Source organism: Thermostichus sp. OS-CIW-30, from assembly GCF_054060215.1.
In genome coordinates, this window is the sequence record NZ_JBSSCZ010000006.1 from 89,469 (window position 1) to 115,169 (window position 25,701).

Genomic DNA, 25,701 nt, shown 5'->3' on the forward strand with positions numbered 1-25,701 from the left:
ACGGTGGGATGTCAGGCTGAGACAGGAGTGGTTTTGCAGTCGGTAGGAACCATGACGCAGCGTGCCCAAGGATTTTGGCAATGGGGATCCCTTTGCCGGATTGGCCTCTACGTAGCTGCTCTGCTCTGCGGGGTGGCGCTCTGGGGGATCCCGGCCTTGGCTCTGCCCCAGGGGGATGCCATTACCGATCCACGTACCCTCTTGCGGCGGGCGTTGCCTATTCAGGAAACGAAGCTGCTGGAAATTGATGAGGCCATCTCCAAAATCGACGCCGACCTGAAGTACAACCGCTGGTCGGCAGTGCGGGGAGATGTGCGCCAGGTAGAGCACCTCTTGGATCGCTATGGAGATTCCCTGCTGGCCGGCTTGCCCCCGGATCGGGTGACCCCAGCCTCTGAACAGATGGCTGCGCTGCGGGAGCAGTTGCGGGTGATCGGCCAAGCCAGCGAGCGCAAATCCAAAGGCAAAGAAGAGGCCCGCGCTGCCTACGACCGTCTAGTGGACGAGTTGGGATCCCTCGAAAACAACTGGGTGGGGGCTTTCCCCTACACAGTGCCTGCTGAGTATGCCGACAAACCTCAGCTCTTGGGGCGGGCAGAGGTGGAGCTAAACACCACTGCCGGGCGCATGGTGATCACCTTAGATGGCTACAGCGCCCCCATCACTGCCGGCAACTTTGCTGACCTGGTGCAGCGGGGCTTCTACGATGGCCTGACCTTTGACCGGGTGGAGACCTTCTTCCTGGCGCAGGCCGGGGATCCCCCTGGCCCTGCCGATGGCTATGTGGATCCGGCCACGGGCAAGGTTCGCACCATCCCCATGGAGATTCGCGCCAAAGGCGAGGTGATGCCCCGCTACGGCCAAACTTTTGATCAGATGGGCCTGTGGGATGTGGAGCCGGCCTTGCCTTTTTCTGCCGAAGGGACGGTGGCCATGGCCCGCTATCCCGACGATCCCAACAGCGCTTCTTCCCAGTTTTTCATCTTCATGGCCGAACCGGATCTCACCCCCGCTGGGCTCAACCTGATGGATGGCCGCTATGCGGTGTTCGGCTACGTTACCGAGGGAACGGAGGTGCTGCGCCACATCAAAGTGGGGGATCGGATTTTGAGTGCCAGATTGATTTCCGGCCAAGACAACCTCAAAACTGGAGCCTAGAGGGGATCCCTTCCTTCCTGCCTAACCGTGTCGATAAGCCGCCGTACCGTCGCCGCCCCTGAAGAGGGCTGGAAGCGAAAGGGAAATTTGCCCCTGGCCAACAGGCGCAGACCCAAAGGCACCAAGCTGAGCAGCCCTTTGGGATCCCGGCCCACCACCTGCAGGGCAAAGCGGCGCTCATCTATCCAACCACCGGAGCGCACCAGTTGCACCAGAGTCTTGCGGTGGCGGATGGCTATGGGCAAGGACTCCGTCCGAATAGCGCGAACAGCGTGCTGGCGGGAACGGTCGGTGGGCAGAGCAGCGGTCTTGTCTGCATGGCGGGAGAGGATCCCCTGTTTGAGTTCGGTGATTTGATCCAGAGGTGCCACGCCCATCGGGCAGACGCTGTTGCAGTTCCAGCAGCGGGTACAGCCCCAGACACCAGCCAAGCTATCCAGAGCCTGCAGGCGTTGTTCCCGTTGGCTGTCGCGGCTGTCTTGGACGAGGCGGTTGGCTCTGGCCAGAGCATGGGGGCCGACAAACTCTGGGTTCACCTCTTTGGCATTGCAATCGGAATAGCAGGCTCCGCAGAGAATACAGCCACCGGCAGCGTTGAGATGCTCCCGTTCGGCAGGCAGCTGTAAAAACTCTCGCTCCGGGATGCGTCGCCCCGCCGTGCTGACAAAGGGATCCACCCGGCTGAGATCGTTCCAGAAGGGCTGCATATCCACCACCAGATCCCGCAGAACGGGCAGGTTTCCCAGAGGGCCGATGCGAATAGGCTGCGGCTGGGGGCTGCGGGGATCCAGCTCTTCGCCCACATGTCGGCCACAAGCCAAGGCTGCCCTACCGTTGATGCGCATGGCGCAACTGCCACAGATGGTGTTGCGGCAGTTTTTGCGGAAGGCCAAGCTGCCATCCTGCTCCCACTTGATCTGGTTGAGGCAATCGAGAATGGTGGCGCCAGGGGATGTCTCCAGCCAGAAGGACTGCCAGCGGGGCGGCTCCGGCGGCAACTGTCGGAAAATCTGAAATTCTACTCGCAAAGTGCTCTGCACCGCTGAAGGGAAAGGGGATCCCATCCTAGCTCTCTCCCTATTGCTCCGCAACGCTAACGGGACAGCAGAAGTGGCTACAACGCGCGGCTGAGGGCGCTCCCCGGCCCCTGAAACAACAGCCAAGAAATAAGGAAGTTGGTGACAAACACGCCCAGCAACGCCGTAACCACCGCATCGGTGGTGGAGCGACCCACCCCCTTGGCTCCCCCGCTGGTGGAAAGGCCCCAGTTGGAGCCGACAATGGCGATCAAAGACCCGAACACCATCGCCTTCAAACAACAGACGAGCAAATCCCAGGAGCTCAGAAGGGTTTGCGCCGAGTTGAGAAACACTGCAGGAGAGATGTTGTAGGCCGAAGCGCAGATGATCATCCCCCCCACCAGCCCCGTCAGCAGGGAGAGGATGGTGAGCACCGGCAGCATCAGCCCCGCAGCCAGCACCCGCGGGATCACCAGATAATCCACCGGATCGGTGCGTAACAACAGCAGAGCGTCGATCTGCTCCGTGACCTTCATGGTGCCCAGCTCGGCGGCAAAGGCGGATCCCACCCGTCCGGCCAAGATCACCGCCGTCACCACCGGTGTCAGCTCGCGGGCAAGGGCAATCGCCAAAACTCCCCCAATTAGGGAGGAAGCGCCAAAGTTGATGAACTCCCGCGCCAACTGGATGGTGAAAACGCCGCTGATCACCACCGCCGTAATCAAAACAATCAGCAGCGACTCCAGACCCACCGCCGCCAACTGATCCAGGGTGTTGCGGCGATGGATACGGCCCCGCATCAGATGCAAAATCACCTGGCCGGCCAGGAGAAAACTGCTGCCCACCCGCTGGAACCAGTTCATGGTTTCCGCCTCAAGAGGCCGTTATCGCTAGGCGACGCTTTGGCGACCCCGTTAGCGGGGCGGAGTCCTTCGGGGTTGCCGGCTCCGCTGGCAGCTGAAAGCCGGGCACAAACGAGGCCCGTGTCAGGGGTTGATCCAGGATCAGCCCCTCTCCCCCCAGCACTTCTAGGGCACGGCCTTCCACCGAGATCCAAACCCGGGCGCCGGGGTTTTGGCTGGTGGCGGTGTAGAGCACCTGCGCAATCCGGCTCATCATCGCCGTGGATCCCCCCCCTTGCGTGAATTCGGGGGAGAAGTTGAGGAAAATATCGTCGCCCTCCACCCGCACATCCAACACCCGCGTCTGGGGGGGAATGGCCGTGGTGAGGTGGGGATCCCGGGGGCCGGCAATCAGCTCCTCCAAGGCCAGGCGGATGGCTTCTTGAGTGTCAAAGGCGCGAACCCTGCGCTCCTGCTGCACGTAGTCAATAGAGTTGTCAGCACTGGTCAGCCAATACAGGGAAAGGGTTTGCCGGGGCCCGATGCTGTACCACCAAGCTCCCCCCATCACCCCTAACCCCAGCAAGAAGCCAAGGATCCCCAATTGCAGGGCCCGGCCGCGACGTGGGCAGCGACGCCGTCCTCCCAACCTGACGGAGCTGAGCTGTGCGGTACGGCCTCCGTAGTGGCTCATCGCTGGCGATCCCCCTCTCTAACCTAGCTCTAGGGTAGCGAAGAAAAGCCCACTCTGCCGGGGATCCCCCATAGGCTGGACAGGCAAAAGTGCGGCAGCAACTGGGATCCCTTTATTTGTATGATGATAATGATTTACACCCGGCATTGCTGAGTCGATAACTGAGCACACAAGGAGCTGAGCCTCAATCATGGTTACTGCCACCGCTACTGCCACCAATGTTGGCTACATCACTCAGGTCATTGGGCCTGTGATCGACGCCGAGTTTCCCAGCGGCAAGCTGCCCGAAATCTACAATGCCCTCAAGGTGGAGGGCACAACCGAAAGCGGCCTGAAGGTTAACGTCACCTTTGAGGTGCAGCAGCTTTTGGGGGATAACCGCGTGCGTGCGGTGGCCATGTCCTCGACCGACGGCCTGGTGCGGGGCATGCCGGTGGTGGATACGGGCGCTCCGATTACTGTGCCGGTCGGGCAGCCCACCCTGGGGCGCATTTTCAATGTGCTGGGAGAGCCGGTTGACCAAGGAGAGCCCGTTCAAGCCCAAGAATTTGCCCCCATCCACCGCAGTGCGCCTCCACTTGTCGATTTGACGATTAAGCCAGAGCCCTTTGAAACCGGCATCAAGGTGATTGACCTGCTGGCCCCCTTCAAAAAGGGGGGCAAGGTGGGCCTGTTTGGCGGTGCCGGCGTCGGCAAGACAGTGCTCATCCAGGAGCTGATCCACAACATCGCTGAGGAGCACTCTGGCCTATCGGTGTTTGCGGGCGTGGGAGAGCGCACCCGCGAGGGCAATGACCTCTACAACGAGATGAAAGAATCCGGTGTGCTGGACAAAGTGGCGCTGGTCTATGGCCAGATGAACGAGCCACCGGGTGCCCGCATGCGGGTTGGCCTGACTGCCCTGACCATGGCAGAGTACTTCCGCGACGTTAACAAGCAGGACGTGCTGCTGTTCATCGACAATATCTTCCGCTTTGTGCAGGCCGGGTCGGAAGTGTCGGCGCTGTTGGGCCGCATGCCCTCGGCGGTGGGTTACCAGCCCACCTTGGCTACCGAAATGGGCAACCTGCAAGAGCGCATCACCTCTACCAAACAGGGATCCATCACCTCGGTGCAGGCGGTGTATGTGCCTGCTGACGACTTGACGGATCCGGCCCCAGCAACCACCTTTGCCCACCTTGACTCGACGGTGGTATTGTCCCGCAGCTTGGCAGCCAAGGGTATCTATCCGGCGGTGGATCCCCTGGATTCCTCTTCCACCATCCTGCAGGCGGACATTGTGGGCGAAGAGCACTACAACACCGCCCGGGCAGTGAAGCAAACGCTGCAGCGCTACAAAGAGCTGCAAGATATCATCGCCATCCTGGGGCTGGACGAGCTGTCGGAAGAGGACAAGCTGGTGGTGGCCCGCGCCCGCCGCATCGAGCGTTTCCTGTCCCAGCCGTTCTTCGTGGCGGAGGTATTCACTGGCTCCCCCGGCAAGTATGTGAAATTGGCAGACACCATCAAGGGCTTCCAGCGCATTTTGTCGGGGGAATTGGACAATCTGCCGGAGCAAGCCTTCTACTTGGTGGGCACCATCGAAGAGGCCATCGAGAAAGCGGAGAAGCTCAAGTCCAAGTGATCCCTCACCCCCAGCCCCTTTCCCACAGGAGGAGAGGGGAGTTGCCGATAGCGCGGCGACTGGGCTCCCCAGGGTTGAAGGGGGGAACGCCCTGGTGGCATTGCTGACTGAAAGCGCTCCCCAGACCCGGCAGGGCTCCTTCTTTTCGGGGGAGCCTTGGTTTTATCTACAGGTGGGACGGCTGCTAGGGATCCCCGGCGACAGGCCCGAAGCGATAGCCCTTGCCGTAGACGGCGTGGATCAATTCTGCTGCCCCGGGCAACCTGAGGCGGCGCCGCAGCAGGCGCACCTGGGCTGCCAAGACGTTGCTGCTGGGGGGATCCTCTCCGGCCCACACCTGCTCGTAGATCTGGTCGTGGGTGAGCAACTGGCCGGGGTGGGTCATGAAGTACTCCAGCAGGCGAAACTCTTTTTGGGAGAGGTGGATCATCCGCCCCTGCCGGTAGGCCACCTGGTTCTCCCGATCCAGCTCCAAATCCCCTATCTGTAGGCGAGGGATCCCTTCTCCAGTACCTGTGGTTCGCCGCAAGAGGGCCCGCACCCGCGCCAGCAGTTCCCGCAGCTCGAACGGCTTCACCAAGTAATCATCTGCCCCGGCATCCAGCCCTTCCACCCGGTCGTCTAGGGTATCTTTGGCCGTCAGAAACAGGATAGGGGTGGTGCAATCCACCTGCCGTACCCGCTGACAGAGGGAAAGCCCGGAGAGCTCCGGCAACATCCAATCCAAGACCAGCAGATTGTAGGGCAGGGATCCCGTCTTTTGCAGCAGTTCCCAGGCTCGCCCCCCCGTGTAGGCCACGTCCACCGTGTAGCCCTCTCGCCTCAGTTGCTGGGCCAGAGAATCGGCCAACTCCACTTCATCGTCCACCAATAAAATCCGTGCCATAGGACTCCGTCCCGCTAACGCGAACACCTCAGGACTCGGTCTCGCTGTTGTCTTGGAAACAATGTGGAGCGCTGACGTACTCAGAAAAGGACTCCGTCCCGCCAGAACTGGGGAGCGGCTCAAGCTGCAAGGATAGATTGTAAAGGCGGCGCCGCGTCCAGATGGGGGATCCCTGCAGACGCTGGGCCAACCGGCGGCTGGCTGCAGACCGGGACAGGCCTTCGGCCAGCAATCGGGCCATTTCTTGACGAATTTCCGCTTCCGATTCACTGTCTCCCCGCCCATTCAAGGACTCCGTCCCGCCTCTGGCAGGGTTAGGGCTGGGAACGGCACCCACATATCCCTCAAGCAAGAGGGTGAACTCCCCTCGGGGCGGCTGAGCAGCGCAGTGCTCCAGAGCTGCTGCCAGGGATCCCCGCCAGAAGGACTCATACAGCTTGGTCAGCTCCCGCGCCAGCACGATCTGCCGCTCTGGGCCGCAGTGATCCAGCAGATCCTGCAGAGTTTGGCGCAGGCGATGGGGGGCTTCATAGAGAACGACGGTGCGCTCTTCTTGGGCCAACTGCCGCAGGCGGGCTTGTCGTTGGCTGGGTTTAAGAGGTAAAAATCCCTCGAACACGAATCGTCCTGTAGGCAGGCCCGAAGCGGTCAAGGCGGCAACAGCAGCTACCGGCCCCGGCACAGGGATCACCGGGATCCCGGCCTGAATGCAGGCGCGCACCAACTCTTCTCCCGGATCGGAGATGGCAGGAGTGCCGGCATCGCTGATCAGGGCCACCGACTGGCCCGCCGACAGATACTTCAGGAGTTGCGGGATCCGTTGGGCAGCGTTGTGCTCGTGATAGCTGATGAGGCGGGCGGAGATTTGAAAATGTTTAAGAAGCTGGCCGGAGTGGCGAGTATCTTCTGCCGCCACCCAGTCCACTTCCCGCAAAACCCGCAGCGCCCGCAGGGTGATGTCTTCGCGGTTGCCGATGGGGGTAGCCACCAAATAAAGGCTGGCGGTGGGGTGTTCCATCCCGATAACCTATTCTCCGCTCCAAGGGCTTGCTGCCAACAATTGGAGATCACCTCGGATCCCCAGATTAACCTCTCTTGGCCGGTGCCCCGATACCCAAGCATCTGCCTTTCGCGGTAGCGGGACGGAGTCCTTTCGCGTCAGCGGGACGGAGTCCTTTCGCGTCAGCGGGACGGAGTCCTATGGCAGGATCGAGAAGTGCTGCGGAGAGGGATCCCGGTGCGCTTGACAACGCGGGCCACCTATAGCATCAAAGCTTTGTTGGATCTGGCGATGCTCGGCTCCGGGCAAATGGCTTCGGTGCGGGCCATTGCTCAGCGACAGGGGATCCCAGCTCCCTACCTGGAAAAGTTGCTGATTGAGTTGCGCCAGGCCGGCTTGGTTTGTTCCCAACGGGGGGCCCAGGGAGGCTACCGGTTGGCACGGGCGCCGCGGCGGATCCCGATCAGCGCCATTTTGGCGGCAGTGGGAGAATCCTTGGATCCTCTTGTGGAGAGTTCTGACGCCACAGCCGTGTATTCGGCGGAGCGGCTGGACTGGGTGACGGAAGCCCTGTGGAAGCGGATCGCTCGGCAAGTGCAGCAGGTGCTGGAGGAAACCACCTTGGAAGATCTGTATTTTGATGTTCGGAGCTGGCAGGCGGCTCAGGATCAGGAGAGTGGATTTGTGGTTTGAGCCTGCTGGCGGGATGGAGTCATCGCTGTTTTTTCCGGCCCAACCGACTGCCGGGCTGGTGCTGGCGGCAGCTTTGGCTTTGGATTATCTGCTGGCGGATCCCTGGGGTTGGCCTCATCCGGTGCGGGTGATGGGGGCTGTTATTGCCTGGGGGCAAGGCTATATCCTCAAGCACTGCTCAACTCCGCGAGCACAACAGTGGGGCGGGGCAGTTCTCACCCTAACTTTGGTGGGGGGATCCTACGGCGTGGGCTGGGGACTGGTCGCCATCGGCAATACCATCCACCCCTGGGCAGGGATCCTCGTGCAGGTGATCCTGATGGCCAGCTGTCTGGGAGGGCGCAGCCTGCGCTTTGCCGCCTTGGAGGTGTTGGATCCCTTGGAAAAAGAGGATCTGCCGGAGGCCCGTCAACGTCTCAGCCGCTACGTGGGGCGGGATACAGAGCACCTGACGGCATCGGAGATTTTGCGGGCGCTGATTGAGACGGTGGCCGAAAATACTCCCGACGGAGCAACTGCCCCTCTGTTCTACGCCTTCTTGGGAGGGGCACCCTTGGCCTTGGCCTACAAGGCCAGCAGCACGCTGGATTCGATGGTGGGCTACCGCCATCCCCCCTTCACCCATTTGGGCACGGTGCCGGCCCGCTGTGAGGATGGGCTGACTTGGCTGCCCTGCCGCCTGACGGTGCTCACGCTGGCGCTGCTCAGCCGGGATCCTTGGGGGTTCTGGCAGCGGTGTCGTCAGGACGCGCAAGCGGATCCCAGCCCCAATTCCGGGTGGAGCGAAGCGGCTTTTGCCTGGCGGCTGCAGATCCAATTGGGGGGAACCAATTTCTATCAGGGGATCCCGAAGGTGAAACCCAAATTGGGGATCCCAGCTCGCCCCTTGACCCCGCAAGTGGTGCGGGAAAGCTTGGGACTGCTGCGACAGGTTGTATGGATTTGGGGGAGTTTGATGGTGGGAGCAACTCTCCTGTTGACCGTTCTGCAACTCATGGTCGTTTATTTCACCCCCTAGGATGAACTAAACAACCGGTTGCTTCCTGCTTCTACGACCCTTACCTAGCTGAGCTTTTGACTCAACCCCGGCAGAGGAATCTCCACAGGCGCAACTTCCCCCAGAACTTGAGGTAGAGTTAGCAAAGCTAACTAGATCGGCGGCAACAAAAACCGTAGCTGCTGTCAACCTGCCGTGAACCTAGAACCGCTGAAATAAACGATGATAAAAACAGCAGCTGCTACAGATATCAAGCACAGGGCGGTGGGGCATCCCGTCCTTTTCGCGTCAGCGGGACGGAGTCCTTGAAGCTCGCACTCTCTCGCTTTAGCGGCGCGGAGCGCTTTGCGTCAGCATGAGTGCGGGAGTTATGTCACTTGTGCAACCGTTTATCGCTGGCTGAGCCGAGCAGACCTCACGACAACAAAAGTCAAGACCCGCAAGCGAAAGACAGACTTGGCTGCCCTGCAGCAAGACGTAGACCAGTGCCCAGAAGCTCGACTAAAGGATGGAGCCCAGCGCCAGAGCAATACCCATTAACTGCAGCATTGACAATATCCGACAATATCCAAACAACAAAAAGGCCCCCTTTCGAGGGCTTTTTTGAGGATACTGTTGCGCCGTTTTACCGTGGTTTTCGACCTGGAAAATCCAGTATAGGATACCGGGGATGATTGTCGATAGTTTCCAAATCAAGTTTGGCCTACTGCTCTCACATCCACTTCCCATCCTAATTGTCGAAGGGTATAGATCGCAAAAACATAACGGCAGTCACCAACGCCGCAGAATCCTCTCCCAATCATACCCCATTTTTGGGGTGTGCCCGTCAAGTGCTCACCAAGGGCTAGGATAAAAGACAGCTTGACGGGTTGCTGGCCATGCTTGGTTCCTGGTTAGACAACATCTACGGCGCTTGGTTTCTGCCGGAGCGCACCTTTCGGGCGTTGCGGGAACAGCCTGTTCTCTGGCAAGCCTTTGGGGTGGTGGGGCTGCTCAACGTCCTGGATGCGATTCGCCGCTCTGGGGTAAGCCTGCCGAGCATGGTGCTGGCGGTGCTGATGGGATCCCTGGGCTGGGTGGGTTTGGCGGCTGTGTTGCAATTGCTGGCCTTTTGTTTGGGTCGGGCTGTCCCTTCCTTTTCAGCGCTGCTGTGCTTGACGGGGTTTGCCGGTTTGCCGTGGCTGCTGCTGGGGCCTGCTCAATCGTTGGGTGGGGTGGTGGGATCCCTGCTGGGCTTGTCAGCTCTGCTGTGGTTTGTGGTTTGGCAGGTGCGGGCAGTAGCTGTAGCGCTGGATTTGGAGTGGTGGCGGCTGCTGGGCCTGATCCCATTGGCTTTCCTGGGGGGGATCTTGGCCCTGAGCTGGCTGACCAGCAGCGTCGTTGCTTTGGCTTCCTTGGGCTAAAGCTTATAGTTGTTTCAGGTTAGGGTGAGACGCCTGGGCTACCAAGAAAAGCCTTCTGGTTCTGCGTATTGTTGCTCCGCAACGCTGACGCGACGATGCGACCAGGGCTTTAGGTGTGGGTGCAGCGTCCTGGTTGGAATTGAAATGATTGTAATTCTCGTTGAATCCCGGCGTGTGGCCAGGGATGCTTCCCTGGAATTAGCGGGGCACTCGCTGCAGATGCGGCTTTTCCTCCGGCAGAATAGCGCCCTCTACGGGGCAGACCTGTAAACAGATGCCACAGTCGATGCAGGTGGAAAACTCAATCCAAAAGTAGTCGGTGCCTTTGGCATTTTTGGTATCGCCGGGGTGGATGCAGGCAACAGGGCAAGCCTCTACACAGTCGGCCACACCTTCACAGATATCGGTGACAATTGTATGCGGCATGGATCCCTCCCAATGATTGCTCTAAGTCAAATTCTAAGTGCAGTTGCCACAAGGTCAGCCTTGACGTCGCCTGCGCTTCCTATGCTTTTGACTTTTTGATTGAGATGCGCGACATTAGCCCAAAGCTGTCTGAAAAAGATGGGGCTTATATCCCAGTCCTGGGGTTCATTTTAGGCCAAAATTGCTCCCCCCCGACGAGAAGTTTTCCAGATCGTCGCTTTTTCTGACCAGCGCAGCGCCAATGCAAAAGAAGTAGAATGCCGGAGCGAGCCGGCAAATGGGCTCCCACCGCCTCGAGAGTTCTCTCTTGCCAAAAATGGCAAGGGACATACTCTGCTGTGACCTGGGTTTTAACCGAAAGATAGGATGATTTGGCATAAAACAGGGGCTAAATCTCTCTGGGATCCCGCTCTTGAGACTGCCACCAACGGCTGAGGGGCCAATACAAAGCGGGTGCCCAGAGGCTACTTAAAATAGCAGACGTGAGGGCATTGCGTTGATGGTTCCACCAGATGCTCTCCAGAGAACGGGGGCCATCGCCACCAATGTTGCCGAAAAACCGAAGGGAGTTCTCCAATCCATCCAGCAAGGTTTGCGTTCCTGCTGGATCCAGGTCATCGGATCCCTGCGAGGCCACGAGCCACATCCATTGCAGTGCCATCAAGGTTTCGGCGATCACCACCATACCAAAAACGATCAAGGCCACCGAGATAAAGTCTTCTTGCATGTAGCGTTGTTTTTGCAACTTGGCGGTGAGGATCCCGACTACGGCCAGCCCCAGCGCATGGGTAGGACAAGGGCTGGTCAGCGCATCTTGCAGAAAACCCAGGGTGACCCCGGCAACAGCTCCCTGCCAAGCTTTACGCCGCACACTCCAGCACACCACCCAGATCAAGGGCCAATCTGGGGTTAAGCCTGCCAGCTCCAAGCCCGGCCCGCGCCACCAAGGGGCCACTGCTGCCAGCAATCCTGATAGGGCAGTCACCACCCAGTTGAGGTGAGACTTGAGCTTAAGAATCAGAGGGTTGAGCATAGCGGTAGATCAAGGCCCATTCCAAGAGGCCCAGCGGCGCCGACAGTTCGACAGTGGCTTGGGGGGCAGGGCTGGCATCCAAGTTGACCGCTCGAACCGTTCCCACCACCACCCCGGCTGGGTAAAAGCTGCTCAGGCCCGAGGTCACCACCACATCCCCCACCTCTACTTTGGGAGCCTTGTCGAAAAAATCCAAAATGGCGCTCTGGGTGCCCGTACCCCTCAGGATGCCCATGTGTCGGCTGCGACTCAACATCACCCCAACACGGCTGGTGGGATCGCTGATCAGGAGCACTCGGCTGGTGTTGGGCGTGACCGACTCGACTCGCCCGATCAACCCGCCCGGCGCCATGACTACATCTCCCACCCTGACTCCATGCCGGCTGCCGCGGCTGAGGGTGAGCTGTTGCCACCAGTGATCGGCGCTGCGACCCACCACGGCTGCCGGGATCCCCGCTTGGGGCATTTGCTCGGTAAATTGCAGCAGTCGCTTCAGCTCGCGGTTTTGGTACTGCAACTCGGCTACCAGGGCTTGCAGCTCACGGTTAGCGGCCTGGCTGAGCACCGCAGCGGGATCCACAGGCGGACGGGCTGGAGCAGTGATCCAACTGTACAATTCCACCAATAGGGATCCCTGGGTTTGGCGCAGGCCCAATGCTACCCCCATCGCCAAAGCAGACAGGAGTAACCCCAAGCCGTAGCGCCTCCACCATTGGCGTAGCCGATTCAAGCAATACCTCTCCGACCCACTCGACTCACACCTCAAATCAGGAAATCAGGGAGAGGGAGAAGCGCCTCTAGCCCTTGAAGCTGCCGCTCAACACTCGACCCAAGGTTTTGAAATCCTCTAGAACTCGCCCTGTACCCAGCACCACACAACTGAGGGGATCCGGGGCAATGTGAACCAAGATCCCGGTTTCATGGCTGATCAGGGCATCCAGACCCTTGAGCAAGGCTCCTCCCCCGGCCAGCATGATGCCTCGGTCGATGATGTCGGCAGCCAATTCCGGTGGAGTGCGCTCCAGGGTGCGCTTAATGGCTTCCACAATCACCGAGAGGGGCTCGGCCATGCTCTCGCGAATTTCGGTGCTCTTCACCGTGACGGTACGGGGTAAACCCGAGAGCAGGTGTAACCCGCGCACTTCCATGGTCAGTTCCTCTTGAATTGGGTAGGCGGAGCCAATCCGAATCTTGATCTCTTCAGCGGTGCGCTCCCCGATGGTGAGGTTGTGAACCTTTTTCATGTACTGGGCGATGGCCTCGCTCAGCTCATCTCCCGCTACCCGCACGGACTCGCTCAGCACGATCCCCTGCAAACTGAGGACGGCTACCTCAGTGGTGCCGCCGCCAATGTCGATGATCATGTTCCCAGTGGGCTCTTGCACCGGCAGCCCGGCCCCGATTGCTGCTGCCACCGGCTCATCCACCAAATACACCTCCCGCGACCCAGCTTGGAGAGCGGCTTCCATCACCGCCCGTCGCTCCACCCCAGTCACACCGCTGGGGATCCCAATCACAATGCGGGGAGCAATCAGGTACCGGCCCTCGTGTACGCGGTGGATGAAGTGTTTTAGCATCATCTCCGCCGTGTCGAAATCGGCAATCACCCCATCTCGCAGAGGACGCACCGCTACAATGTTGCCGGGGGTACGGCCCAACATTTTTTTGGCATCTTCCCCCACAGCCAGGGGTTGCTTGGTGTTTTGGTCGATGGCGACCACAGAGGGCTCTTGCAGGACAATGCCTCGCCCGGCCACGTAGACCAGCGTGTTGGCAGTGCCCAAATCAATGCCCATATCACGGGAAAATCGGCTGAATAACCCCACGGTAAGTCGCTCCAGTCTTGATTTGGGAAGAAGCAGCAAGCTTTGGTACCTACTATAGTCTAGTTCTGCAAGAGAATCTCCCCCGAAGAGTGGGAATCTGCTCCAGAGAAACCGGCTATGGCTGTATCCCAGCCAGCTGTGGAAGATCGAATTCGCCGCTAAGGTGCAATCCTGTTGTGATTCGGGATCCCTCGTGCCTAAGGTTGCCATTGCTCCAGCCGGCTATCCGGCCATCGCCCCCTATTCTCCCGGCGTGAAGGTGGGCAAAATACCCTCTACATCTCGGGCACATTGGCCCTGGATCCGGAGGGCAAGACGGTGGATCCGACATCGCCACCCAGACTCGCGTGGTGTTGGAGCTGAGTGACATCCTCCCGACGCTCACCCTGCGGGTACAGCGCGGGGCTTCTCGGCAGTTTAGCTAAGATAGACCAACCCGGTCTTTTGGCGGTTGCGATGCAGCTCTCTGGTGCCTTGGTTAGCGTGGCTACCCCGGACTTGCCTCGTCTACAACGCTTCTATCGGGATCTCTTGGGGATCTCTCCCCAAGTCCAGCTCCCGACAGAGGGGGATCCGGTGTACGTAGAGTTTCGTCTGCCAGGGTTGCGGCTGGGCCTCTATCGCAGCCGTCATCTCGATGGTGGTGCCCAAGCCGCAGCGGTGAGCCTCTGCCTGCAGGTGCAGGATTTACAGGGATCCCTGACAACACTGGAAGGGTTGGCGGGAGCTTATCAGCTCTCCATTTCCCCCCTGCGGCAAGCCTTTCATGGACAGGAGGTGGATTTTCGGGATCCCGATGGCAACCGGATTGTGCTGCACCAGCCCTCTGCTGCTTTTGAGGAAGCGACGGCCTGGGATCCCCAGGGTTAGATTCGCCAGAGATAGATGGTGTAGGTGTTGATAACATCCGATACAGTGGTGGTGGCGGTGGGGAGCCAATCTCCCATGTCGAAGGAGTGGGTGACCAGACGAGCGCCGGGCCGAAGCTGGGAGCGCAGCTTGTCTCGGATCAGCAGGTGGGAGCGGGGCAGCAAATAGCAGCTCACCACCGTCGCCGGGGTTAAGTCCAGAGTGAGCAGATCCTGCTGGAGAAAAGTAACTCGATCCTGAACTTGGGCTTCTCGGGCCCGCTGTTGGGCTTCCAGGATGCGCTCCGGGTCGATATCCACTCCCATGCCCTGTGTGCCAAAGCGCTGCGCCGCCCGGATGAGAATGCGGCCATCCCCACAGCCCAAGTCGTAGAGAGTATCCTCGCTCCCCACCTGGGCCAAATCCAGCATGGCATCCACAACCAAGGGCAAGGTGCGCACATAGGGGGCCAAGCGGATTCCCTCTGGACTTTGCGGGTTGGGCTGGCATTGGAAGAAGGGATCCCTGCCCACCGAGTTCTGACCCAGCTTAGGTTTGAAACCGCGGGGCACCAAGGGTTGATTCCGAGAAGAGCGGTTTTCTCTGTTCATCAAATATTCTCATCAATTTCCCATCAGTCTATCAACCTGTCGCAGTACAGAGCCCCTGCCGTTCTACTGGGTGGAAAGTCACCGCCAATTGCGTCGGCTCAAGTACAGTCTACTAAGGGGTTATGGGATACACCTGTATGGTCATTTTCAACAGGAATGAAACATCTCCGTTCCATTGCTCTCTAACTCCCCTCTCCCTCTGGAGGGGCTGGGGGAAGCGGCGCGGAGCGTCTGGGCAGCGGCGGGAGTATCTCAATCGAGTCTGGAATGACTATGAACCTGCTTGTTCTAAACCTCACTGGGGTCAAGCCTCGGAAACACGATTTTTATACCCTTTTATATCCCTTAATTTGTAACGGGCTGTATCTCAAAAAATATCTTGATTCAACAACTTAGCCAGGCGTTCCAGCCCCTTTTTGACTTGGCGGGAAACGGTAACGGCACTGATCCCTAGCCGCTCTGCCGTTTCTTTTTGCGTGAGGTCATAGAAGAAGACAAATTCCAAAATCTTGCGGGTACGTTCCTCCAGCTGAGCCAAGGCATGTTGTAGGCGAATACGATCTTCTTCAGCCAGTTGAAAACTGCGGTAGCGCTGATCCGGAACGACCTCCCCCAGAGCAACACTGTCTTCCTCAGTTTGAATCGGAGCATCCAGGCTGAGCAAAAGGCTGTTTTGTTGGGCCAGCTCCAGCTCTCGCCATTCCTGCTCCGTCAGTTGCAGGGCTTCCCTCACCTCGGCCTCAGAGGGAGAACGGCCCAACTCTTGCCGCAGACGGGCAATCACCTTCTTGGCTTGTCTTTGCAGGGTCGTCCAGCGGCGTGGGATCCGCATGGTGGGGCTTTTGTCCCGCAGGTAGTGTTGAATTTCTCCGCGAATGTAGGGCAGGGCAAAGGAGCTAAAAGCCAGGCCTCGGCTGATGTCAAAGCGTTCGATAGCTTGAATCAAACCCAAACAGCCAACTTGCACCAGGTCGTCGTACCCCTCATTGCATTGGTTGCGCCAGTGGTGGGCCTCTTTGCGCACCAAGCCCAAGTTCATTTCCACCAGCCGGTTGCGCAGGGCTGGATCGCGATTCTGGTGGTACAGCCGCAACAGTTCGGCAGTTCGGGCTTTAACATCCTCACTAGATGCCATAGATCCACATGCGGCTGGGAATCCGGTCTTGGCCAAAGGCAATGGAGGGGGGGCCGCCGGTCGCCTCAGGGAGACGGAGTTCTTGGGAGAGGTCAGGCGAGGGGCCGTTATCATAGACAACCACTTTACCGATTTGCCGAAAATAACTGTAGAACAAGCACTCAAGGAACTCGAAAACCATTCAAAGGTTGAGGATCCCACCCATAACCAACACCCATCCAGTCAAGAGACGCTTTTGCCCAGCCAGACCCTGCGCAAGCAGGTGCTACAGGGCTACAGGGATGGCGTTAGAAGCACAACCGGACACTGTTGAGATTTGCCAAGAGCTGGAACGTTCTTAGTTTGACCAGGTTTCTTGACCCAAGCAACAGCATCTCCACGGAAAATCGGCGGGTTTCATCGGCAAAAGAGCGCAATTTTCCCGTAAGACCCCCCGTAAGACCCAACGAAATTGCCGGATTTCTGTTGTTGGCGTGCTCTCGTGGTTATTGGTGATTGGGTCAGGTTGGCGGTGAAACAGCCTGTGCATTCCAGCCTCTCCTCTCCTTCTGGGAGGTGAGAACGTCAAGAGGCTGTTCGTGACAGCGGCGGGGGGTTCTTGGGGGGATCCGTGCCGGCAAGGGCTGCCAAAAAGGATGCAAAACTCGGCTCCTCGCGAATGAGGTCGAAATAGGGCTCAGAGGAGAGCAAGGGGCGGTAGCGTTCCGGCTCCAGGCGTAGGGCTTGCTCCAAAGCTTGTAGGGCCTGAGGCACTTGGCCTTCCCAGGCGTAGCAGCAGGCTTTGGCGTAGTGAGCCTCGGCATTGCTGGGATCCATCTGCAGGGCCCGATCAAAACTCTGGATGGCCAGCTCGTAGAGGTTCAAGTCCATCAGCACCAGGCCGCGCTGCACCCAGATCTGAGGGCGTTTGGGATCCTGCGCCAGGGCACGGTCATAGCTGTTGAGGGCCTCCATCGGGTTGCCGAGGCGGTGGTGGGCAAGGGCATGGCCGGCCCAGAGAGAGGCCGATTCGGAGCCCAGTTGCAGGGCTCGTTCGTAGCTGGCCAGAGCATCGACGTAGCGCTCTAGGTGAAACAGAGCCAGGCCCCGACTCTGCCAAACTTGGGCATTGACGGGGTTGATGGCGAGGGCTTTCTCGTAGCTGATTAGGGATCCCTGCCACCGTCCCAGAGAGGCTAAGGTTAGCCCGTGCAGGTACCACGTTTCCGGGCTGTCGGGGCTGAGGGCAAGGGCCCGTTCGTAGGCACGTAGGGCTTCTTCGTAGCGGCCCAATTGCCGCAGCGTGTTGGCCTGGTTAAAGCGGGCCTCAAAAAAATCCGGTTTCAGCCGCAGAGCCCGCTCATAGCTGGCCAGAGCTTCTTGATGGCGACCGAGATCGTCCAGCAGAGAACCACGGTTGTTCCAGGCTTCGGGGAAGTCCGGCTTCAGCTCCAGGGCGCGGTCGTAGCTGGCCAGGGCAGCTTGGGCTTGCCCCAGGTGGTCGAGGGTGGTGGCGCGGTTGTACCAGGCAATGGGATCCTGCGGCTGATCTCCCACCGCCTGCTCGAAGGGCTGTAGTTGAGCCGCCTGTTCCGCCGAAAGGGCAGATGGGTCAACCGCCGGGGCCGGCGAAACGGCTGTAGATTCTGGGGAGGCAGCACGCTTCTGCCGCCGCAGCCACCAGGCCCAACCCCCGGCCAAAAGCAACAGGCTCGCCCCCAGCACCAGCACGCCCACGTCGGTCGGGGCAATCACAAACGGCATGACCCACTTCCTCTTTTCTGCGCGCCTCTACATCATCACCAAAAACGGCAGGGGATCGCTGGGCCCTGCCGGCGAGATCAGCTCAATGCGCTTTTCGCCAGGGTAGGTGCTGGGATCGATCTCAAAGGTAACCGTCAGCGCCTCGGCGTTGGCCTGCACCGGTTCCTTAGAGCGTCCCAAGGGATCCCCAAAGCTGACTCGGATCCCTTTACCCGCCGGGCTGACTCGGATTTCCGTCACCTGATCCAGATGGGATCCCTCTAGGGTACAGACGATTACATCCCCGACAAAGGCCTCCAGAGGCCAGCCCCGCCGCACCACCGGTTTGGACATGGTTGTCGCTCCCACAGGCTTCTGCATCTCAGTTTAATTTTTCATTTTCCCCTCCCTGCTCCAGCCCAAAACGGCTTTGGTGGCAGAGAGGCTCTCCCCCCTTGGGCCGGATCTCCTGCCACCCCTGTAGAGAAGAGGGAGTTGGGGAAAGGGCAACGGCAGGCGCTCGCAGCAACACCTGGCGGTCTGGGCCCACGCTCACCAAGCGGGGCATCTCTCCAAGGCTATCGGCCACCGCAAACAGCACCCGCTCTCGCGCCTGGGGATCCCAGCCCAGCAGCTCAGCATACCCCAGCGCCGGCGGCGGATCCCAGATTTGCACCGGTGGGATCCCTGTCGAGCCAGTGGGCAAAGGCCAGACCACCGCCCGATCCCAGCTCAAATCGGTCTGGAACCAGCCTTCGTACTCCCGCGCCAGCAAAGTGTTCCCCTGCCAGGCTAGAGGCAGGATCATGGCAAAATCCAATGCCTCAACGGGGTCGTATACCGACCCTGAGGCTTGATAGATAACCTGCAAGGCCCGAGTACGGGTGTTCTCGGCAAACAACACACTGGTCAACCGACCAGCCTGAGGCGTGGCCACCAAATCTAGCCGTGTGTACACCTGCCACTGGGGATCCGGCGCCGGCAAGGGATCGCTGCGCAACAGGCCAACCAATGTGCATTGCCGCTGCCGGGCTTGCTCCTGCAAGTCGTACACCCATTCCCAAGGGATGGGCAAAGTAGGGGGAGAGGAGACTCCAGGGGCAGCCGGCGCCATGTCCCTCGCCCAGGCAGCGCTCCCCTCCGCCCAGCCGATCCAAACAGCCACAAGGGCTCTCCCCAGTTGCCACAGCCAGTTTTGCCTGAGCCAGCCCCCCATCTGCCTCACCTTCCGTCGTGACATACTCCCGCACTCATGCTGATGCAAAGCGCTCCGCGCCGCTAGCGCGAAAAGGACGTTTCCTGCGCTTGAGGACTACGTCCCGCTGACGCGAAAAGAACGGGATGCCCCACCGCCCTGTGCTTGATGTTGATGGCCGCATGGTGGTCGCGCTCTAGTTCTAGCCCACAATGGGAACAAGAATGCCACCTGTCTTGAATCGCTTTCGGTACTCTTTGACCACACCGAGAGCAGTTTTGACTGCTGCCGTTGGGGTTCACTGCAATCGCCCTCAGCCCAGCTCTTTCAGCCTTGACTGCCAGAATTCGCAGAAATTGTCCCCACCCAGCATCATAGGTAGATTTTGCTAGTCGGGTTCTAGCAACACCTTTGATATTCAGGGCTTCGTACCCAATATGTTTGCCCTTGCTTACCAGCCAGTTCGCTGTTTTGTCATGAAAATCTTTGCGCTGAGATAGTGGTTAGTGGATAGTGGTTAGTGGATAGCCACTATTCACTATCTACTGGTCACTATCCACTAGTCACTAGCCATAGGCGGTTTGACCCCTTCTTCTCGCGAGACAAGGCTCGCTGCAGTCTCTTTAACCACTTTTGGGCTCTGCGGTAATACTGGGGAACTGGAACAGACTCCCCCGCATCGGTCACCAAAAAGGAGTCTAGTCCCACGTCGATCCCCATCGTGTTCTCCAGTGTTGCAGGCTCAGGAGTAAACTCAGGGACGGACGAATCTTGCAGGCTCAAGGTCACATACCACCCGTCTGCCTTGCGGGTGATGGTAGCAGTCTTGATGACAAAACCGTCAGGCAAAGGACGGTGCTGAATTATGCGAACAGCACCGATTTTGGGCAGATGGATAAACTGCCCGCAAATGCAGTCTTGTTTCATCTGGGGGAAACTGAAGGAGCGATACCGCCCAACTCCCTTGAATCTGGGTTTCCCTGCCCGCTTGCCGTTACCGTCCCCCTTCAGCCAGCGGTCGAATGCTTTGTGCACTCGCTCTATGCAGTTCTGGAGGACTTGCAAATGGACTGCTCTGTACTCCGGAAACAGGGCTTTCGTCTTCACCAAGTCCCGTTTCTGGGAGTAGAAATCGGGCTTGTCTTTCAGCTTGGGCAAGTGACAGATTAAGGGACAAGCATTGATGTCACAGCGATTGTGTTCCCACCACGCAAAGCGCTCTGCCAAGCGATAGTTATACTGCTTCCGTAACAAGTCTAGCCATTGGTCCATCAGAGCAACTTGGCTAGAAGTAGGGCGTAAGCGATACTGGTAAGCAGTTCTCATGATGAGGGTATAAAATCCTGCTACGCCGGTCATAGCACCAGTAAGGACGAAGCATTGTGTCCTCGCCTTTCATCCCGACCCTCACCCTGGATAGTGGTGAGTGGATAGTGACCAGCCACTAGTCACTAACGGAGGGCGGGGCTTCCCGGCGGTCTAGCTAAAACCAAACCGAAAATGGAAGAAGTTTACTTACCAGAGGAGACCCTTTGCGCTTGGCTGTGGGAAGACCTGGGGCACGGCGACCTCACCACAGAGCTGACCCTACCCCCAGGACTGGAGGGTGAGGCGGTAATCCTGGCCAAGGAGACAGGGATCCTGGCCGGCCTGGAGATTGCCAAGCGGGTTTTTCGGCTGGCGGATCCCCAGGTGGAGTTCATCCCTGGAGTGGAGGAAGGGGCCAGGGTGGCTGTCCGTCAAGAGGTGGCCCACCTCAAGGGATCCCTGAAGGGCATTCTGGCGGGGGAGAGGCTGGCGCTCAATCTTCTCCAAAGGCTGTCCGGCATTGCCACCCTCACCCGCACCTATGTAGAGGCTCTCCGGGGAACCTCAACCCAGCTTCTGGACACCCGCAAGACCACTCCCGGCCTGCGCGCCCTGGAGAAGTATGCTGTACGGGTAGGGGGCGGCAAAAACCACCGCTTTGGGCTGTTCGACGGCATTTTGATCAAGGAAAACCACATCATTGCCACGCAACGCTGTTGCGACCGCGGCGCGGGAGGCGTTTTGGCAGCCGTCAAGCGGGCCAAGGAAGGTGCTCCCCACCACCTCAAGGTGGAGGTGGAGGTGCGGGATCTCCAGGAACTGGAAGAGGCTTTGGCAGCAGGAGCCGATCTCATCCTTCTGGACAACTTCACCCTGGAAGAAACCCAGGCCGCCGTCCAACGGGTGGGAGGGAGAGTTCCCCTGGAGGCCAGCGGCAACATGACCCCAGAACGGGCCAGGCAAGTGGCCGAGGCAGGCGTGAATTACGTCAGCGTCGGGGCGCTCACCCACTCGGCCAAGGCTTTGGATCTCTCTTTGCTGGTGGTGTGACCCTGAGCCAAGTCCTCGCTGGACACTGCTTTATTGCTACGCAACGCTGTTGCGACTGATGCTACTTTGAGAAGACAACCTAAGCCCAGCTCCAGCTCAACCGGGCGCCGCGAAAGGCTTCGCCGGGCATCTGGGTTGGGGGTTGCTTCTCTTGCCGGCTCAGATACCCCCCAAAGCAGAGTCGACCAACTCCAGGAGATGGGCTTTCCGTTATTGCTGCGCGCTGCTCCTGCAAACGCATTAGCGGGACAAAGTCCTCAGATCGTGTCCAGCCTCCAGAGGAACAAAACCGTTATTGCTACGCAACGCTGTCGCGACAAGAAGTCGAAAATGAAGGGAGAAACCCCATTGCTACACAACACTGCCACAATCGTCCAGGAGATTGCCCGGCTCAAACAGGAAAGGCAGGCAGTTATCCTCGCGCATTCGTATCAGCTCCCCGAAGTTCAAGAGGTGGCGGACTTTGTGGGAGACTCCTTAGGACTGGCTCGGGAGGCTCAAAAGACGAGCGCCCAGGTGATCGTCTTTGCGGGCGTGCATTTTATGGCGGAGACGGCTGCCATCCTTAACCCGGAAAAGACGGTGCTGCTGCCGGATCTGGAGGCGGGCTGTTCCTTGGCCGACAGCATTCGCCCAGAAGATGTGCTGCGGTGGAAGGCAGCCTGCCCTGAGGGCTTGGTGGTGGCCTACGTCAACACCGCTGCCGAGATCAAGGCTCTGGCAGATGTCTGCGTAACCAGCGCCAACGCAGTTCAAGTGGTGGCCAGCCTGCCCCCGGATCGCCCCATCTTCTTCGTGCCGGATATGTTTCTGGGAGCCCACGTTGCTCAAGTAACCGGAAGGGAGCTGGATCTCTTTCCGGGAGAGTGCCACGTGCATGTTGGCATCCGGGAAGAGCACCTCAAGGCGATGGTGGAAGAGCACCCTGGAGCAGAGTTCCTCATTCACCCGGAGTGCAGTTGCGGCTCTAGCTGTCTCTTTCTCAAACCGGATGCCAAGCTGCTCTCTACCGAGGGCATGGTGCGCTACGCCAAAGCTTCAGAAAGCCGCGAGTTTGTGGTGGCCACCGAGGTGGGCATTCTTCACCGGCTCAAGAAAGAAGCTCCAGACAAAACGTTCATCCCTGTCAAGGCAGAAGCCGTCTGCGAGTACATGAAGAAGATTACCTTGGAAAAGATTTACCGCTCCCTGCAGGAGATGCGCTACGTGATCCAGGTGCCCCAGGAGGTGGCTGAGAAGGCTCGCCGTTCCATCCTGGCCATGCTGGCAGTGCCCGCCGGAGCCTAGAGGTGGAGGGGAAGAACGGGGCGCCGCCCTTGTTAGAAACAGACCTGTTGATCCTGGGAGCAGGGGTGGCGGGGGTGTACGCAGCCCTGTGGGCCGAAGCCCAGGGGGCGACAACTCTGGTGGTAAGCAAGGATCCCCTTCCCTCTGGCTCTACCCCTTGGGCGCAGGGTGGGGTGGCTTTTCCTGCGGATGAGGCGGACGTAGAAGCCCATATCCAAGACACCTTGCAAGCGGGCCGCGGCCTGGTGGAAGAAAAGGTGGCTCGCTCCATTGTGGAGGAAGCACCCTTGCACCTGGAGAGACTTTTGCGCTGGGGCCTTCCTTTCCATCCCCAACCCGTCCGGGAAGGGGGCCACTCCCAAGCGCGGGTACGCCATCTGGGGGGGGATCGGAGCGGACTGTGGCTTCTGAGAGGTTTGCTGGCTCGCCTCAACAGGCTGCCTTTGCAGGGCTACACAGCCCTCAGCTTTTTGCTGGCGGGGGACAGGGTGGCGGGGGCCTTGCTGCTTGGCCCTGAAGGGCCGGTGGAGGTGAGGGCCGGGGCAGTTCTCCTGGCTACGGGAGGATTTGGCAGCCTCTTCCCCGTCTCGACAGCTCCCTCGGGGGCCACCGGCGACGGAATGGTGCTGGCTTGGCGGGCAGGGGCCACTCTCAGGGATCTGGAGTTTGTGCAATTTCACCCCACGGCTTTGCCCAATGGAGCGCTGGTGAGCGAGGCAGTAAGAGGAGAAGGGGCTGTTCTCCTCAACGCCTTGGGGGAGCGTTTTATGCCTCGCTATGCGGAGCTGGGAGAGCTGGCGCCGCGGGATGTGGTAGCTCGAGCCGTTTTCTGGGAGCGGCAGCAGACAGGGGGAACCTACCTGGATCTGCGGGTCGTCGAACATCTGGAGGAGCGCTTTCCCACCGTTGTTGCCTCTGCCCGCGCCTTGGGGCTGGATCCCACCAAGGATCTGCTCCCGGTTGTTCCCGCCGCTCACTACGTGATGGGTGGGATCCGAACGGACGCTTTCGGCTTCACCGGCCTGCCGGGCCTTTATGCTGCTGGGGAGGTGGCTTCCACGGGTCTGCACGGAGCCAATCGCTTGGCTTCCAACAGCCTTTTGGAAGGGCTGGTCATGGGCAAGCGGGCCGCCTTGGCTGCCTTGCAAGATTTGGGAGAGGTGAGCTTTCCCCGACAGCTGCAGAGGCTACCCGTTCTGGCGACGTCTCCCGACATCCTGCCGGCTCTCAGGCATCGAGTTGGGAAAGCTTTGGGCGTTGTGCGGGAGGGAACACGGCTGCGGGCTTTTCTGACCTTTGTCAAGGCACTTCCCCTGCAGGAAAAGCCTTGGGCCACCCGGGAAGAGGCCGAGGCAGGCAGTCTGCTTTTGCTGGCCCGTCTGGTAGCTCAGGGGGCGCTGCTGCGGGAGGAAAGCCGCGGGGCCCATTTCCGCGAGGATTTTCCTCAGGAAGGGGAGCCTTTCCATACGGAGGTGCGCGGTTCAACTTTTTTCCGGAGACCTCTTGATGCTACGCATCGCTAACGGCAACAGGCATTCCACTCATGGTGAAAGACGCCCGGCCTGTCGATGCGCTCGAAGGTGTGGGCCCCGAAGAAGTCCCGCTGGGCTTGGGTGAGGTTCTGGGGCAGGTTGGCGGTACGGTAGCTGTCGTAGTAGGCCAAAGAAGCGCTGATGGCCGGGATCGGGATCCCCAGGGCAGCCGCCGTGGACACCACCCGCCGCCAGGATCCCTGCCGTTCCTGAATGGCCTGCTTGAACTCCTCATCCAAGAGCAGGTTCACCAGCTCTGGATCCCGTTTGTAGGCCGATTGGATCTCGCCCAGGAAGCGGGCGCGGATGATACAGCCCCCTTTCCAAATCCGCGGAATCTCGCTGAAGGTGTAGACGTAGCCGTGGGCAACGGTGGCTTTTTTGAGCAGGGCCATCCCCTGAGCATAGGAGCAGATTTTGGAGCAATAGAGAGCAGCGCGCAGATCTTGGATAAAGCAGTCGGGATCCCCTGCAAAAGTGGCGTCCGGCCCTTTCAACTGGGCAGAGGCAGCCACCCGTTCCTCTTTCATCGACGAGAGGATGCGAGCTTGCACCGCCGCCTCGATGGTGGGCACTGGTACCCCCAGATCTAGAGCGTCCTTGACTGTCCACAAACCGGTGCCTTTTTGCCCAGCCTTATCCAGAATGAGATCCACCAACGGCTTGCCGGTTTCCGGATCCAGGGTTTGGAAAATCTTGGCGGTAATTTCAATTAGGAAAGATTCCAGCTCTGTTTCATTCCAAGCCTGAAAAATCTCCTGCATCTGCGAGGCCGACAGCTTCAAAGCCCTGCGCATTAGGTCGTAGACCTCGGCGATCAGTTGCATATCGCCGTATTCGATGCCGTTGTGTACCATCTTCACGTAGTGCCCGCCCCCTTTGGGCCCCAGGTAGGTGACACAGGGGCCGTCTGGCACTTGAGCGGCAATTTTGGTCAAGATGGGCTCCAGTTGTTGGTAGGCCTCTGGGCTGCAGCCGGGCATGAGGCTGGGGCCGTTCAGGGCTCCCTCTTCCCCGCCGCTCACTCCCATGCCGACAAAGTGGATCCCGGTGGGGGCGAGGGCTTCGGCACGGCGATCGGTGTCGGTGTAGAGGGAGTTGCCGCCGTCGATGATGATATCCCCCGGATCCAGCAGGGGTTTAAGCTCGTCAATCACCGCGTCTACCGGCGCACCCGCCTTGACCATGATCAAGAATTTGCGGGGCCGCTCCATCAGTTGCACCAATTCCGGCAGGCTGTAGGCGGGGGTGATCCGTTTGCCTTGGGCTCGCTCCCGCATGAACTGGTCGGTTTTGGAGCTGGTGCGGTTGTAGACGGCAACCGGGAAGCCATTGCGCTCGACGTTGAGGGCCAGGTTTTCCCCCATCACCGCTAGGCCAATCACCGCAAAGCTGGGCTTGCTCATGGTTG

General features: G+C 59.5%; 26 protein-coding genes, 1 other RNA gene and 1 pseudogene. 10 read left to right on the forward strand and 18 right to left on the reverse strand.

Annotation, left to right across the window (positions count from 1 at the left end; all coding sequences use genetic code 11):
- Window positions 1-51: 51 nt before the first annotated feature.
- The gene (locus ACVWZF_RS03830; protein WP_414329706.1) at window positions 52-1,158 is read left to right on the forward strand and encodes a peptidylprolyl isomerase; all 1,107 of its coding nucleotides are present in this window, start codon (window positions 52-54) and stop codon (window positions 1,156-1,158) included.
- Here the strand turns inward: ACVWZF_RS03830 and ACVWZF_RS03835 are convergent.
- From ACVWZF_RS03835 to ACVWZF_RS03845, 3 genes are all read right to left on the reverse strand, one after another.
- The gene (locus ACVWZF_RS03835; protein WP_457410900.1) at window positions 1,155-2,186 is read right to left on the reverse strand and encodes a succinate dehydrogenase/fumarate reductase iron-sulfur subunit; all 1,032 of its coding nucleotides are present in this window, start codon (window positions 2,184-2,186) and stop codon (window positions 1,155-1,157) included. The two genes, ACVWZF_RS03830 and ACVWZF_RS03835, sit on opposite strands and share 4 nt — an antisense overlap.
- Before the next feature lie 86 nt (window positions 2,187-2,272).
- Window positions 2,273-3,040, reverse strand: a complete 768-nt coding sequence (locus ACVWZF_RS03840; protein ID WP_457410881.1) for an MlaE family lipid ABC transporter permease subunit — start codon at window positions 3,038-3,040, stop codon at window positions 2,273-2,275.
- 10 nt (window positions 3,041-3,050) lie between these two features.
- Complete coding sequence (locus ACVWZF_RS03845) at window positions 3,051-3,713, reverse strand: GerMN domain-containing protein (RefSeq protein WP_457410882.1); 663 nt, start codon at window positions 3,711-3,713, stop codon at window positions 3,051-3,053.
- A gap of 190 nt (window positions 3,714-3,903) precedes the next feature.
- Here ACVWZF_RS03845 and atpD point away from each other — a divergent pair, with 190 nt between their 5' ends.
- Window positions 3,904-5,337 carry a F0F1 ATP synthase subunit beta gene (gene atpD / locus ACVWZF_RS03850; RefSeq protein ID WP_011434062.1) on the forward strand — a complete coding sequence of 478 codons (1,434 nt, stop codon included), beginning with the start codon at window positions 3,904-3,906 and terminating at the stop codon, window positions 5,335-5,337.
- Between the two features lie 184 nt (window positions 5,338-5,521).
- Here the strand turns inward: atpD and rppA are convergent, their stop codons facing one another.
- Window positions 5,522-6,223 carry a two-component system response regulator RppA gene (gene rppA, locus ACVWZF_RS03855; RefSeq protein WP_011434061.1) on the reverse strand — a complete coding sequence of 234 codons (702 nt, stop codon included), beginning with the start codon at window positions 6,221-6,223 and terminating at the stop codon, window positions 5,522-5,524.
- A gap of 28 nt (window positions 6,224-6,251) precedes the next feature.
- Window positions 6,252-7,241: a 16S rRNA (cytidine(1402)-2'-O)-methyltransferase gene (gene rsmI, locus ACVWZF_RS03860; protein WP_011434060.1), complete on the reverse strand. Its 990-nt coding sequence runs from the start codon at window positions 7,239-7,241 to the stop codon at window positions 6,252-6,254.
- 219 nt (window positions 7,242-7,460) lie between these two features.
- Between rsmI and ACVWZF_RS03865 the strand changes: the two genes are divergently transcribed.
- From ACVWZF_RS03865 to ACVWZF_RS03875, 3 genes are all read left to right on the forward strand, one after another.
- Complete coding sequence (locus ACVWZF_RS03865; protein ID WP_011434059.1) at window positions 7,461-7,916, forward strand: Rrf2 family transcriptional regulator; 456 nt, start codon at window positions 7,461-7,463, stop codon at window positions 7,914-7,916.
- Entirely contained in the window at window positions 7,906-8,934 is a 1,029-nt protein-coding gene (cbiB, locus tag ACVWZF_RS03870; RefSeq protein WP_457410883.1) for an adenosylcobinamide-phosphate synthase CbiB, read from the forward strand. The genes ACVWZF_RS03865 and cbiB overlap by 11 nt, the downstream gene beginning before the upstream one ends.
- A 324-nt stretch (window positions 8,935-9,258) precedes the next feature.
- The gene (locus ACVWZF_RS03875) at window positions 9,259-9,453 is read left to right on the forward strand and encodes an IS630 transposase-related protein (protein WP_071818172.1); all 195 of its coding nucleotides are present in this window, start codon (window positions 9,259-9,261) and stop codon (window positions 9,451-9,453) included.
- A gap of 65 nt (window positions 9,454-9,518) precedes the next feature.
- On the opposite strand, the gene ssrS is transcribed toward ACVWZF_RS03875, so the two are convergent.
- Window positions 9,519-9,705, reverse strand: a non-coding RNA gene (gene ssrS, locus ACVWZF_RS03880) — 6S RNA.
- 86 nt (window positions 9,706-9,791) lie between these two features.
- Between ssrS and ACVWZF_RS03885 the strand changes: the two genes are divergently transcribed.
- Complete coding sequence (locus tag ACVWZF_RS03885) at window positions 9,792-10,316, forward strand: YIP1 family protein (RefSeq protein ID WP_041436767.1); 525 nt, start codon at window positions 9,792-9,794, stop codon at window positions 10,314-10,316.
- A 198-nt stretch (window positions 10,317-10,514) separates the two neighbouring features.
- Here ACVWZF_RS03885 and ACVWZF_RS03890 read toward each other — a convergent pair whose 3' ends face one another.
- The 4 genes from ACVWZF_RS03890 to ACVWZF_RS03905 form a co-directional block, all read right to left on the reverse strand.
- Window positions 10,515-10,742: an indolepyruvate ferredoxin oxidoreductase subunit alpha gene (locus tag ACVWZF_RS03890; RefSeq protein WP_011434056.1), complete on the reverse strand. Its 228-nt coding sequence runs from the start codon at window positions 10,740-10,742 to the stop codon at window positions 10,515-10,517.
- Between the two features lie 388 nt (window positions 10,743-11,130).
- Window positions 11,131-11,775 carry a rod shape-determining protein MreD gene (gene mreD / locus ACVWZF_RS03895; protein WP_011434054.1) on the reverse strand — a complete coding sequence of 215 codons (645 nt, stop codon included), beginning with the start codon at window positions 11,773-11,775 and terminating at the stop codon, window positions 11,131-11,133.
- Window positions 11,753-12,505 carry a rod shape-determining protein MreC gene (gene mreC / locus ACVWZF_RS03900; RefSeq protein ID WP_011434053.1) on the reverse strand — a complete coding sequence of 251 codons (753 nt, stop codon included), beginning with the start codon at window positions 12,503-12,505 and terminating at the stop codon, window positions 11,753-11,755. The genes mreD and mreC overlap by 23 nt, the downstream gene beginning before the upstream one ends.
- A gap of 67 nt (window positions 12,506-12,572) precedes the next feature.
- On the reverse strand, window positions 12,573-13,601 hold the full coding sequence (locus ACVWZF_RS03905; protein ID WP_414419661.1) for a rod shape-determining protein: 1,029 nt from the start codon (window positions 13,599-13,601) through the stop codon (window positions 12,573-12,575).
- 456 nt (window positions 13,602-14,057) lie between these two features.
- On the opposite strand from ACVWZF_RS03905, the gene ACVWZF_RS03910 reads away from it, so the two are divergent.
- On the forward strand, window positions 14,058-14,471 hold the full coding sequence (locus ACVWZF_RS03910; RefSeq protein WP_457410884.1) for a VOC family protein: 414 nt from the start codon (window positions 14,058-14,060) through the stop codon (window positions 14,469-14,471).
- Here ACVWZF_RS03910 and ACVWZF_RS03915 read toward each other — a convergent pair.
- The 7 genes and pseudogenes from ACVWZF_RS03915 to ACVWZF_RS03945 all read right to left on the reverse strand — a co-directional run bounded on the left by ACVWZF_RS03915 (window position 14,468) and on the right by ACVWZF_RS03945 (window position 20,439).
- Window positions 14,468-15,061 carry an SAM-dependent methyltransferase gene (locus ACVWZF_RS03915; RefSeq protein ID WP_457387526.1) on the reverse strand — a complete coding sequence of 198 codons (594 nt, stop codon included), beginning with the start codon at window positions 15,059-15,061 and terminating at the stop codon, window positions 14,468-14,470. The two genes, ACVWZF_RS03910 and ACVWZF_RS03915, sit on opposite strands and share 4 nt — an antisense overlap.
- 367 nt (window positions 15,062-15,428) lie before the next feature.
- A complete protein-coding gene (locus ACVWZF_RS03920) occupies window positions 15,429-16,196 on the reverse strand; it encodes an RNA polymerase sigma factor SigF (RefSeq protein WP_041436760.1) in 768 nt (255 codons plus the stop codon).
- Complete coding sequence (locus tag ACVWZF_RS03925) at window positions 16,186-16,320, reverse strand: hypothetical protein (protein ID WP_255344540.1); 135 nt, start codon at window positions 16,318-16,320, stop codon at window positions 16,186-16,188. The genes ACVWZF_RS03920 and ACVWZF_RS03925 overlap by 11 nt, the downstream gene beginning before the upstream one ends.
- 440 nt (window positions 16,321-16,760) lie before the next feature.
- The gene (locus ACVWZF_RS03930) at window positions 16,761-17,939 is read right to left on the reverse strand and encodes a tetratricopeptide repeat protein (RefSeq protein WP_011434048.1); all 1,179 of its coding nucleotides are present in this window, start codon (window positions 17,937-17,939) and stop codon (window positions 16,761-16,763) included.
- Between the two features lie 27 nt (window positions 17,940-17,966).
- Window positions 17,967-18,272 carry a hypothetical protein gene (locus ACVWZF_RS03935; RefSeq protein WP_011434047.1) on the reverse strand — a complete coding sequence of 102 codons (306 nt, stop codon included), beginning with the start codon at window positions 18,270-18,272 and terminating at the stop codon, window positions 17,967-17,969.
- A gap of 28 nt (window positions 18,273-18,300) precedes the next feature.
- On the reverse strand, window positions 18,301-19,158 hold the full coding sequence (locus ACVWZF_RS03940) for a hypothetical protein (protein WP_187147238.1): 858 nt from the start codon (window positions 19,156-19,158) through the stop codon (window positions 18,301-18,303).
- 38 nt (window positions 19,159-19,196) lie between these two features.
- Window positions 19,197-20,439 (reverse strand): annotated as a pseudogene (locus ACVWZF_RS03945) (RNA-guided endonuclease InsQ/TnpB family protein).
- Window positions 20,440-20,613: 174 nt separating this feature from the next.
- On the opposite strand from ACVWZF_RS03945, the gene nadC reads away from it, so the two are divergent.
- The 3 genes from nadC (at window position 20,614) to ACVWZF_RS03960 (ending at window position 24,281) form a co-directional block, all read left to right on the forward strand.
- Complete coding sequence (nadC, locus tag ACVWZF_RS03950) at window positions 20,614-21,471, forward strand: carboxylating nicotinate-nucleotide diphosphorylase (protein ID WP_011434043.1); 858 nt, start codon at window positions 20,614-20,616, stop codon at window positions 21,469-21,471.
- A 198-nt stretch (window positions 21,472-21,669) separates the two neighbouring features.
- Complete coding sequence (gene nadA, locus ACVWZF_RS03955) at window positions 21,670-22,758, forward strand: quinolinate synthase NadA (RefSeq protein ID WP_011434042.1); 1,089 nt, start codon at window positions 21,670-21,672, stop codon at window positions 22,756-22,758.
- A 29-nt stretch (window positions 22,759-22,787) separates the two neighbouring features.
- On the forward strand, window positions 22,788-24,281 hold the full coding sequence (locus ACVWZF_RS03960) for an L-aspartate oxidase (protein WP_457410886.1): 1,494 nt from the start codon (window positions 22,788-22,790) through the stop codon (window positions 24,279-24,281).
- Here the strand turns inward: ACVWZF_RS03960 and gndA are convergent.
- Window positions 24,278-25,696 (reverse strand): NADP-dependent phosphogluconate dehydrogenase, encoded by a 1,419-nt coding sequence (gene gndA / locus ACVWZF_RS03965; RefSeq protein ID WP_457410888.1) that lies wholly within the window; start codon window positions 25,694-25,696, stop codon window positions 24,278-24,280. The genes ACVWZF_RS03960 and gndA overlap by 4 nt on opposite strands.
- Window positions 25,697-25,701 lie beyond the last annotated feature (5 nt).

Coding starts and splice junctions, on each gene's coding strand:
- ACVWZF_RS03910 (WP_457410884.1), top strand. CDS start 14,058: ATGCAGCTCTCTGGTGCCTTGGTTAGCGTGGCTACCCCGGACTTGCCT.
- ACVWZF_RS03930 (WP_011434048.1), bottom strand. CDS start 17,939: ATGCCGTTTGTGATTGCCCCGACCGACGTGGGCGTGCTGGTGCTGGGG.
- rppA (WP_011434061.1), bottom strand. CDS start 6,223: ATGGCACGGATTTTATTGGTGGACGATGAAGTGGAGTTGGCCGATTCT.
- ACVWZF_RS03920 (WP_041436760.1), bottom strand. CDS start 16,196: ATGGCATCTAGTGAGGATGTTAAAGCCCGAACTGCCGAACTGTTGCGG.
- ACVWZF_RS03885 (WP_041436767.1), top strand. CDS start 9,792: ATGCTTGGTTCCTGGTTAGACAACATCTACGGCGCTTGGTTTCTGCCG.
- atpD (WP_011434062.1), top strand. CDS start 3,904: ATGGTTACTGCCACCGCTACTGCCACCAATGTTGGCTACATCACTCAG.
- ACVWZF_RS03940 (WP_187147238.1), bottom strand. CDS start 19,158: ATGTCACGACGGAAGGTGAGGCAGATGGGGGGCTGGCTCAGGCAAAAC.
- gndA (WP_457410888.1), bottom strand. CDS start 25,696: ATGAGCAAGCCCAGCTTTGCGGTGATTGGCCTAGCGGTGATGGGGGAA.
- ACVWZF_RS03890 (WP_011434056.1), bottom strand. CDS start 10,742: ATGCCGCATACAATTGTCACCGATATCTGTGAAGGTGTGGCCGACTGT.
- ACVWZF_RS03845 (WP_457410882.1), bottom strand. CDS start 3,713: ATGAGCCACTACGGAGGCCGTACCGCACAGCTCAGCTCCGTCAGGTTG.
- rsmI (WP_011434060.1), bottom strand. CDS start 7,241: ATGGAACACCCCACCGCCAGCCTTTATTTGGTGGCTACCCCCATCGGC.
- mreD (WP_011434054.1), bottom strand. CDS start 11,775: ATGCTCAACCCTCTGATTCTTAAGCTCAAGTCTCACCTCAACTGGGTG.
- ACVWZF_RS03840 (WP_457410881.1), bottom strand. CDS start 3,040: ATGAACTGGTTCCAGCGGGTGGGCAGCAGTTTTCTCCTGGCCGGCCAG.
- nadC (WP_011434043.1), top strand. CDS start 20,614: ATGGAAGAAGTTTACTTACCAGAGGAGACCCTTTGCGCTTGGCTGTGG.
- ACVWZF_RS03935 (WP_011434047.1), bottom strand. CDS start 18,272: ATGTCCAAACCGGTGGTGCGGCGGGGCTGGCCTCTGGAGGCCTTTGTC.
- nadA (WP_011434042.1), top strand. CDS start 21,670: ATGGGCTTTCCGTTATTGCTGCGCGCTGCTCCTGCAAACGCATTAGCG.
- ACVWZF_RS03915 (WP_457387526.1), bottom strand. CDS start 15,061: ATGAACAGAGAAAACCGCTCTTCTCGGAATCAACCCTTGGTGCCCCGC.
- ACVWZF_RS03830 (WP_414329706.1), top strand. CDS start 52: ATGACGCAGCGTGCCCAAGGATTTTGGCAATGGGGATCCCTTTGCCGG.